Raw genomic sequence first — 11,505 nt, forward strand, 5'->3', positions numbered from 1 at the left:
CGCTCCGTCTTTCCTCCCTCTCCCATGCAGGAAAAGGATGTATCGGGTATTAGCTACCGTTTCCGGTAGTTATCCCTGTCTTGTGGGCAGGTTGCCTACGTGTTACTCACCCGTCCGCCGCTAGGTTGTTTAGAAGCAAGCTTCTAAACAACTCCGCTCGACTTGCATGTATTAGGCACGCCGCCAGCGTTCGTCCTGAGCCAGGATCAAACTCTCCATTAAAGACCAACCGAAGCTGGTTTATAGAAAGAGCGATAAGCTCATTTTGAAACTGACGAGATAAAAATATCTCTTGTTTGCTTCCATTTTATACAGCCTGGATGGCATGTACCAAAATTTCAGCGTTGGATTTTGCAAGCAAAATCCGCACTCACTCGTTGTTCAGTTTTCAAAGATCAATTTTCTCATTCGGCTTTTCTTGGGCCAGACAATTAATATATCATACATTGGTGATTCATACTACTGGTAAATAATAACTCATAGACGATCTTTTGAATTTTTGAACCATTACATCACAGCCTATCTTACGGCCGGATGAATAATATATCATTTAGGTTTGCTGAATACTACATGTAAATTATACCGATTTATTCGTTCTTTTAGCTCCAGCCCATCCCACGTCTCGTCCATGATTTGAAGAATAAATCCCTGGGTATCAAACGAGCTATAAGCTGTTTATACTTCTTTCACCGAAAGAGCGAAGAAAATTCGCTGTGTATATTTTTTTAAAAGACTCAGCCATCTTGTATCTCCTTTGGTGTCCAAATGTAACGATAGTTTTACCTTTGTCTATGATAAAGCCTTATCATGGCGAGGCCAGACATACAAAAAATGCCAGGTTCTATGATGAGAACCTGGCATTGGCACATGGCTTATGAATTCTGGGAAGGGGCAACTCTTCCAATCTCTCCAGAAGGAATCTGATACTGGCGGATATCCTTAACCAGAAACATAATCAATCCGCATAGTACAGTAATCAGTCCACTGAAAAAAAAGAACCTCACTCAGAGAAAACCGTAAAGCTAGCGCCCCTCCAATCAAGGCCCCTAATGGCAGAGCCGCATTCGACAAGGTGTTTAAAAAGGCTGTAACACGTCCCAGTAACGGCAGCGGTGTAATAATTTGAATCAAAGACGTTTGCAGCACATTGATGATGCCAGTAAAAATGCCTAATAACAGAGCTGCCAGCAGCTTCATCCACATCTCGGGCACAAGGGAAAAAACATAGATTGCCAGTCCCATGGCTACCCAGGAAACCGCGATGGTAATGCCATTCTTTTTCAATACACTGACCAGAAAGGAACCGATGAAAATACCTATAAAGTAGGCTACATACAGCAAGCTGTAATAGATCGGCGAGCCATAGGATACTGCGATAGAAGGCATGGCTATGACCAAGATCGCCATCGAAAAGTTTGTCAGCGCAAAGAACGGAAGCATAATTCTCAGGAAGGTGTGCCGTTTTACAAAAAGATACCCTTCTTTCAATTCGTTCAAATAGTACACGAGCTTTAGCGAACTCCTTCCGTTCGTGTCTTCCACCGGAGGAGCATCAATTTGCTTGTTGAGCCTGACATATACAAAGCCTGCCAGAAACAGCATCGCGCCGGCTAGAAAAAACGTGTTTTTCATCCCCATTGCGATGATGAGCGAGGCTCCAGCCAGATATCCGACAATATTGATAACCTGATCCGTCGACGAAATCATGGAATTCGCCCGGACAATCAAATCCGGCGAGCCTATCAATTGCGGCAGCATTTTACTATTGGCCGGATAAAACAGTGCGGAGAAGCAGGATGCAATGAATACAATAACAAGGATAGCGACCAGATTGACCATCCCGTCCTGAATGAGAAACGGGACGGCCAAAATTAGCACAGCCTGCGTAAACAAGGCGATACTGGCTAACAAAGGCGGTGAATAACGGTCCACCAAAGGACCCACGAGAAAGCTGAAAATCGACGCCGCAGATACGGCCGTATACGTGAAGCTGGTCATCGCCACCGACTGTGTCGATTGCTGAACAAAATACAGCAGGACGATAGAATAAATGCTGTCTGCGATATTGGCAGAAGTACGAGATGCAAAAAATCGGATAAAACGGCTATCCTTAAACAATGGGTTCACATCTTCATCTCCTTACTGCAAAATGGTCAAAGCATTCAAGAGCCTGTCACTAGCAGTCTGGAAGATTTGATGAATATACTGGTCGTTCTCATGATATGGAATGGTAAGTGAGATTTTCAGAATATCCCCTACATGCTCTGACTCAAAAAAAATAACCTTGTTGACATTGGCCTGTGTGCCTTCGGTATGCAGATTGTCGAGCAATTCTGCATCCTCTCGTCCCTCACCCAAATAGTTGAATACGATAGGCAGCTGTTCAAGTCCTTTTTTCAAAATGCTGCTGGATACCGGGTAAGCTTTCTCCATTTCAGCATTGAAGATCAGATTGAAAAAGTTCAAATGATAGCGTGAAGCAAAGTCCAGGTGGGTATGGATACTCTTTTCATAGGATTCAGAGTCATCTTCCTGCAGCACAACGGGTATATGATCAATACACTCGCCTACGGTTCCAAAATAGTTTCGGTCGCCATATTGTCTTCCATAATTAGTAATCCAAAGCGGAACATCAGAGAGTTGGAAATAGCTGCTGAAAAAACGTACAGCCATTTGAAGCGAAATATCCCACATATTCGCAGCGCCGTGCTGCTCTGAAATGTCGCTTAAATTCAGCTCCCAACGATATCTGGTAGTGTCCGCATAGTTGCGTTCTTCGGTCAGCACATGGATACGATCATTATTCTCACCAAACGTTTGGAGTTTGAATTGCTCGCTGATTTCCTGATCCCCGATTCCTTGAGGGCCTTGGCGGATATGGTTTACATATTCCCGGTATTGCACCTCTTCTGTCGCATGTGCCGTCTGCTGCGGACGATGATATTCATCAAGGAGTTGTCTGCGCAGGATGTCGCTGCTCGTAGCATCAAAAATGATGTGCGAGCAAGGGAGCAATAGCAGATGTTCCCGCAAATTTAAGCGAATCAGGACGATCCGGTACTGCAGCGACTGTGTAAGTTTATAAGGTTCTAAAAATAACTTAGAAGCAATGGAAGAAAGAAGCCTGCGTTGTGCTTGTACCGGCTGACCGGAGAGATCAACAGTCGGTAAAGAAAAATGCTCTGGAACTGGACGCAACTCCCATTCCCATGCTCCTGATGATTGAACAAGTACGCTTCTTAGCAATTCATGGCGTTCAATAAGCCGCTGAATCGTTACGGTCAAACGCTCGGTGTTCAAGTAGCTATCTAACTGCACAGCCATACCCGAGCCTGTAAAATGTTGCAAATGGTAATGCTGAGCTGGTGCAAGCGGATAGCGCCCAATAGCATTCAGACTTAGTATATTGGTATTCCACTCAGTATTTAACTCAGCAATGCTGGCAAGCCATACATCGGCCTGTTGTTTAAGTAAGGTTTCTTGTTCTTCGTTTGTCGGTATAGCTCCGAGAATTCTATCTGGTTCGTCGGTTCCCCAGCGGACGATATAATGCGGGTGCAGGTCTGGATGGATATGAGATTGGATAAATTCTGAGATTGCCTGAACTTGTTCTACGTGAAAAGGCTCCACTTGCAGGAACAAATAGTTTTGATTATCGGTGGAAACAGTCTGAAGAAAGACCTGTACACCAAACGCTTCTGTAATAGCCCGCTCAACCTCCTGAGCTTTCGCAATGAGCGTATCCGCGTTCACTCCGCCCTCTTCAACACGTTGTAAAAGATCAGACAAACTTCTTATTGTCTGATATTGAAGCAATTGATGTATATCCAGCGGAATGTTCGATTCATGTACTTTCGATACCAGTTGAATGGCCTTCAATGAATGACCTCCAAGCTCGAAAAAGCCGTCGTCAATGCCGACCTTTTCAACGCCAAGCACCGCTTGCCACAGGTTCGCCAACTGTTGTTCCACTTCATTTCTTGGAGCAACGTATTCCATATCGGAACCGCTGGTCATTTCTGGCTCAGGCAATGCTTGGCGGTCGATTTTACCGTTCGTTGTCAGGGGAAACGCCGGCAGGAACACATACTGGGCAGGAATCATATAATCCGGCAACTGGTCAATCAAATGGGTCTTCATATCACTCTTGGATAGCGGTACGTCGGTTGAGATATAAGCACAGAGCGTTTTTTGACCATCCTTCGTGCTTTTTACCGCTACGTGCGCCTCCCGAACTGCATCATGTTTCATGAGCTGGGTTTCAATTTCACCGGGTTCAATACGATATCCGCGGATTTTAACCTGCTGGTCTATCCGTCCGAGATACTCCAGATTGCCGTCCGGTAGCCATCTGCCCAAATCACCTGTCCGATATATTTTTTCGCCCAGAATGAATGGATTAGGGACAAAATTTAGCTGGGTCAGATCATCCCTGTTTAGATAGCCGCGCGCCAGACCATCCCCACCAACACAAATTTCCCCTTGAGCACCAATAGGCAGCAGCCTGCTTGAAGAGTCCAAAATATAAACAGTTGAATTGCCAATTGGGCGACCAATAGGAATGCGGTTATATTCCTTATCAATCGGGAAATAAGTAGAGAATGTTGTGTTTTCTGTGGGGCCATAGACGTTGATAACGTTCAGTCCCGGAGAATGTGCTCTAACCGTATTAATGATCCCAGGTAAAAGCACATCCCCGCCCACCAGCAAGTGCTTTAGAGAAGCAAAGAGATCTGGTTTATGCTGTGTGAGTTGGTTAAACAAGGGCGATGTCAGCCACATCGTTGTAATATGATATCGATCCAGCGCTTCACCAAGCTGAACAGCATCCAAGATTATGGATTCCGGTACAATGTACAAACGCAATCCGTTCAGCAATGCTCCCCAAATTTCAAAGGTACAGGCATCGAACACGAGCGCCCCGGTCAGCAAAATGCGTTCGTTCTCGGCAAATGGTACGTAATTGGTGTTCTTCACCAGCCGTATGACATTCCGATGTTCAATCATGACACCTTTGGGACGTCCAGTTGAGCCAGATGTATACATGACATAGGCCAGATCGTCTGCCGTTGTCGATTCGGAAAAAATGAAGTCGTCGGAGTCGTCGGAGCTGATGTCGGCCAGATCCAGAACTGTACCGGAAAAATCGAAAGTGTGCATCTGTTTTCCCTTGTCGGATAGGGTTAGCAGAATTTCGCTACCGCTATCCTGAAGCATAAACATAATCCGTTCCTGCGGATAAGAAGGCTCCAATGGCAAATAGGCTCCACCCGCCTTCAAAATACCAAGAATACCGATAATCATTTCTGGTGAACGTTTAGTCAAAATGCCTACGATGGTATCCGGCGCAACACCCAGTTTCTGCAGCTTCGAGGCCAGCTGATTAGCTTTTTTATTTAATTCGCGGTAGGTTAGCTCACGATTTTCAAATACAATAGCTACTGCATCCGGTGTTTTCTCAGCCTGTTCTTCAAATACGTGATGTATGGTGTGGTCCGATGGATACGGTCTCCGTGTATCGTTAAAATCAAATAAGAGCTGCTGTTTTTCCTCCGCTGTCAATAGATCAATCTCCGAAACCCGGATATTTGGGTTTTGAATAACTTGCTCCATCATTTGGATGAGGTGAGCAGCCAATTGTTTGATCGCATTTTTGTTATACGTCAGCGCGTTATAGCTAAATTTGATTTCCAGCTCGCGCCCAGGCATGACGATTACATTCAAATCATAATTCGTCTGTTCAATATCCTCTACTTCACCAACACGGAGTGCTTTGGTTTTTTTTTTCTAATCCAGTAAGTTCTTCCGAAACGGGAAAGTTTTCAAAGGCGACAATATGCTGGATCAGGTTTTGTTTTAGTACACTATGGGCTTGAATATCAGCCAAGGAAAAATAGGAATACCGATTGGACTCCATTAAGGAATCCTGTATAGACGTAAGCAAGTCGGAAAACCGCAGTTCAGCGGAGCTTTTAATACGTACGGGTATGGTATTAATGAATAATCCGACCATATTTTCAATACCGGAGATTTCATCAGGTCTGCCCGACACAACAGACCCGAAAATGACGTCCTTACTGTTGTTGTACGTTTGTAGTAATAAGCCCCAAACGGTTTGAAATAAGGTGCTGATGGTGACACGGTTTTGCTTGGCGATTTGTTCCATGCCTTGGGTCAGCTGCTCTCCCCATGTGCATATGAGTTGCTCTACCTGAAATGAAGGATCGACGGATTGAGTATAGCCGGGCACGACAGTTTCATTTTCAAAATCAGCCACATATTGTTTCCAGTATGCTGCTGCTTCCTCTTTATTTTGTCTTTCCAACCACTGAATAAAGCTGCTAAATGGCTGGACAGGCTCTAATTTTAAAGGAGTATCGTCCCGAAGCGATGTGTAAATATCAAAAAAATCTTTGGCTACCACCCTCAGACACCAGCCGTCCATAATAATATGATGAGAGATCCAGATGAGCTTTGAGGTGTCCTCATCCCACTGTACAAGCGCTAACCGGATGAGAACCTCCTTTTCCAGATCAAAACCTCTCTGCCGCTCTTCCTGTAAAATGGCTTGAAGTCGTCTGTGCTTTTCCGCATCCGGTAAACTACGCACATCTTGGGTATGGACAGGAGCAGCTAATCGTTCCCCCAGTACAACCTGAAGCGGACGATCCGCCTCCTTATACATGAATACCGTACGGAAAATATCATATCGGTCAATCAGCTTTTGTAAGCTTCGGCTGATTAGGTTGGTATCCATAGCTTCATGAATGGTAATGATCGTTTGTTCGAAATAAGCCTCTGACTCTTCATCAAGTATGGAATGAAATAGCATTCCCTCCTGCATCGGGGATAGCGGATAGAGATCTTTAATTTTCACTTGGTGGTTTAACAGCTTATTTGACAAGCGATTTGCAATATTTTCAAACTGGTCCAGAGACAATTGCCCATATGTAAAATCCGTCGGGCTTTGTTCTGCTGTATCCTTGGCACAGCAATGGCGAATAAGTTCGATCAGATGATTCTTAAAGCTGGCTGTAAGTCGCTCCACCGTCGATGCTTCATATTCACGTGCGTTGTATTCGAATACAATGCGGAGTCTTTCGTCAGCCACCGCACCATGAATATCAAAGCTGGGCGCTTTTTTAGTCAGAGGGTTGATTTCAGTACCGGCAAACGTGGATAGTGGCGAGGTACGCCATGTCGTACCTTCTCTGGCTTCTCCGTCAAAGCTAAAGTTTATCTCAGGTGGCTTGGCAGAAAAAAAGGTTACCCTATTCTGCTGCTCCCTGTCGGTCAAGTAGCGTAAAATGCCATAGCCGAAACCCTTGTTGGGTACGCGTCGCAAATTGTCCTTAACCAGCTTGATTTGATGGGCCAAATCTTCGGGTTTGCTCACATTTACCACCAACGGATACACGGACGTAAACCTGCCAACTGTACGTGATACGTCAATGTCTTTAATCAATTCCGTCCTGCTATGACTTTCCACCTGGACTGCAATTTCAGCATGTCCGCTCCATTCCCGGTAAGCCAGTCCTAGCGCCGTCATTAAAATATCATTTGTTTCTGTATTGTAAGCATGGTGCGCATGTTTTAGCAGGTTTTCGCTTTCTTCCCGGCTGAGTGTCACTTCGGATTTGCGTACGTCACGGATCAAGCTATCTGGAACCTCATGATCTTTTGGCAGCGGAAGTATTTCACGAGCTTCTACCGTATTCCAATAGCTGATTTCCTGACGCGCCAGTGCGCTTTGTGCATACTTGGACAGATGTGCTGCCCATTCTTTGTAGGAATCGGTCTTGGCGGGTAACTGTAGCTTTTCACCGTTAGCTAACTGTTGGTAGGTTGTTTCCAAGTCTTCCAGCAGGATTCTCCACGACACACTGTCTACGACAAGATGATGAATGACGATTAACAAATGATCGGATTCCTGTAGCCGTATTAAAGCCAAACGCACAAGCGGGCCGTTACGCAAATTAAAACTGCTTTGTAACGCGTCAGTGAGCTGCGCGATTTCTTCCTCAGGCTGGTCAGCATGTGAAAAATCGTAGCTTTCCAATGTAAAGTGTTCACCTTCGGCTGTGCCTCTGTTATAGGCGACAGGTTCTTTTTCACGTTCATCAAAGGTAATGCGCAAGGCATCATGGTGCATGGTCAGCTTGTCCACGGCGCTTCGCAGCCAGGTTTCGTTCCATCTTTCGGGGTTCTGGAGCATGACAGCCTGACTGTAATGATGACGTTCTATACGATGATGCTCAAAAAATTCCCATTGGATCGGTGTCAACTCCACTGTACCTTGTACCGCCCCCTGCGGGATGGTCCGAATTACTTTTTTTATATAAAGAGCAATCAAATCAATCTGCGGATGGCGGAACAAATCCTTTATGTCCATTTTGAGGCCCTTCGCGTTTAATCGGGCTGCGATTTGCAACGCTTTGATCGAATCGCCACCAAGCTCGAAAAAGTTGTTGCGCAGACCAATCGGCTTAACGCCAATGACTTCCTCCCAGATGGAAGCGAGTGTTTGCTCCAGTTCGCTCTGCGGCGCTTCATACTCGACGTCGGTCAACACAAAATCTTCGGGTTCTGGAAGCGCACGTCGATCAATTTTACCGTTATGGGTCAAAGGCAATTGATCCAGCACGATAATATGTGCGGGCACCATATAGCTTGGCAACTGCTTGGCAAGCTCTGTCCGCAGAAAGGATTTGTCGGTTGTACTTGCTACGTAGGCGCACAAATACTTTTGTCCGGTTTTATCCGTTCTATCCGTGACCACCGCTTGGCGTACCTCATCCAATTGGAGTAAGGCCGACTCAATTTCACCAGGTTCGATCCGGTAGCCACGAATTTTCACCTGAAAGTCAATCCGACCGATGAAATCAATGTTGCCATCCGGCAGCCAGCGTGCCAGATCTCCGGTGCGGTACAGACGCTCTCCCTTTACAAAAGGATTCGGTACAAATTTCTCCGCCGTCAGGTCAGGACGGTTCAAATAACCGCGGGCCACAGAAGCGCCGCCCAAGCACAACTCCCCGGCTACGCCGACAGGGAGCGGACGAAAAGCCTCATCCACGATATATACTTTATGATTCGGCAGTGCCTTTCCAATCGGGACGATACCTGATGGAGGCAAACGTTCAGCTGTTTCTTCATAAAAGCTGGAATCAATAGCCGCTTCGGTTACACCGTAGGTATTCATGATGCGCATCGTATCGCCGAAGCGATTCAAAAGCGTCCGATAGTTTTCAACGCCAAAGCTATCCGCGCCTGTAGTAAGCAGCTTCATGGCGCTGACATCTGTACCGTGTTCATATACGTAGGCCATAAGCAACGTCAACAAGGCTGGCGGAACTTCAAACGTCGTAATTTCGTGCTGTTCGAGAACCTGGGCCAAAGCTGGAGGATCGTTGCGCACATCCTGTGGGCAAATGACCATGGTGCCTCCGTTCACGAATGTCTTGGCCAGATCACCGGCAAAGACATCGAACGACATACTGGCAATCTGAAGGAGCTTGACGGGAAACTCTTTTAACTGGTGAGCTTCTCTATAGCCCCACGCCGTATTTACGTAATGGCGATGCTCGATCATCACGCCTTTGGCGTTGCCCGTCGTTCCCGATGTGTAAATGACGTAGGCCAAAGCCTCGGGATCATGAATAGGTGCGTAGATAGGCGCTTGTTGATGGGAATGCTCCGCTTGTGAAGCCTGTTGAAGTAACGCTGGCAAGTCCAGCACTTCCCCCGCAAAATCCACATCGGCTAATAGTTCAGTCAAGGAAGACTGCGTGAGCATAATCGTAGCTCCGCTGTCCTGAAGCATGTAAGCAATTCTTTCTTTCGGGTAGGTCGGATCGACAGGTACGTAGGCAGCTCCCGCCTTCATAATCCCTAACACAGCGATAATCATGTCTGCTGAACGCTCAAGCATCACGGCGACGAGATGCTCACGCTTGCCCCCACGGTTTTGCAGTGCTTGAGCAAGCAGATTAGCCTTCTCATTCAGCTCATGATAGGTAAGTGCGGTGTCTTCGTAGATGACGGCGGTCTGTTCCGGGATACGTTCTGCCTGCGCCTCAAATATTCCATGAAACGTTCCAGCAGGATAGTCGGTAATCGGCCCGCTCCATACATTGGTGAGTTCCATCTCTTCTGTAGCGGTCAGCAGACGAATGTTCCGCAGCAGGAGTTCTGGTGTACGTGCAATTTGGACGAGTACATGCTCCAAATGCCCAGATAATCGTGTCATCGCTTCATCGCTGTAGACATAGTTGTTGTAGGACAGCATAAAGCTCAACGCTTTTCCGTCCTCCACTTCGATGTTGAAGTGGTAAGGTGTTTCTTCGGACAGCTGAGCGTCCTCCACGACGAATCCAAGTCGTTCCTTCAGATCAGGCCGGCCAACCATATCCTGCAGCGGGTAGTTTTCAAATACAACAAAATGGTCCATGAGTTGCTGCTTGAGTGCTGACTGGGACTGTATTTCAGCGAGTGAAAAATAGTCATATGCCCGTGATTGAATCGCGCTGCGCTGCACTTCGCGAAGCAGACCTGAGAATGGCAGATCTGCATCCAATTTGATTCGTACCGGTATGGTGTTAATGAAAAGTCCCAACATCTGTTCAACACCTTCAAGCTCCGGCGGTCGACCGGAAACAACGGTGCCGAAGACGACGTCTTTACTTTGGTTGTATCCTCCAAGCACCACTCCCCATGCAGCTAGAAACAGACTGCTAAGGGTTGTTCCGTTGCGTTCAGCCACCGTCCGTAATTGACGGGTTGTTTCATCCGTGAGTGTTACTTTATGCTCATGCAGCAAGTACCCGGTATCTGGCTGGAGCGGATGGGCTACAGGCAGGGTTGGCAGCACGGCTGGCTGATCATAGCCGTTCAAGATGGACCGCCAGTATTCCTTCGCCGCCTCCTTATCCTGCTTATCCAGCCAGCGGGCATAGCCAGTATAGGGCTGCGGTGTTGGCAGTTGTACGGGCTTCCCCGCTTTCAGCGCTTCATAAGCCGCGAACAGCTCGTCCATAACGATGCCGAGGCACCAGCCGTCCATAATAATATGATGAAAGCTTAAAAGCAGCGTATATGCGTTCGTTTGGGTTTGAAGCACAGCCAGACGAATGAGCAAATCCTTGCTCAGATCGTAACGATGGTTTCGGTCTGCGTCTGCGTAGCTGCGAATGGCCTCTGCTTGCTCTGCCTCGGGAATATTCGTCAGATTCTCATAACGAAGCGTTGGATTTCGCTCCTTAAACACGATGAGCCGCGAACGGGAAGCACTTTTATGATAAATATTCGAACGAAGCGTTTCGTGACGCTGCACCAGAGTCTCGAAGCTCTTTTGCAGAGCCTCCAGGTTCAGTTCACCCCGGATGATCATTCGTACTTGCTCATAGTACGCCTGTGATTCCGGCTCCATCACTGTATGAAAGAGCATCCCCTCCTGCAAAGGCGTTAAATTGGCCACTTTTTCGATTTCAAGCCTTTTACTCATCG

Annotated in this window: 1 rRNA gene and 2 pseudogenes; all 3 read right to left on the reverse strand. The window is 46.8% G+C overall.

From position 1 onward, the window contains the following. Positions 1–222: ribosomal RNA gene (locus ACWA2B_RS27060) — 16S ribosomal RNA — on the reverse strand; the annotation flags it as partial. A gap of 650 nt (positions 223–872) precedes the next feature. Continuing rightward, positions 873–2,127, reverse strand: a pseudogene (locus ACWA2B_RS27065) (MFS transporter). Positions 2,128–2,139: 12 nt separating this feature from the next. Continuing rightward, positions 2,140–11,503: pseudogene (locus ACWA2B_RS27070) on the reverse strand (amino acid adenylation domain-containing protein). Between the last annotated feature and the right edge of the window lie 2 nt (positions 11,504–11,505).

It is taken from the genome of Paenibacillus sp. CMM36 (assembly GCF_053570945.1).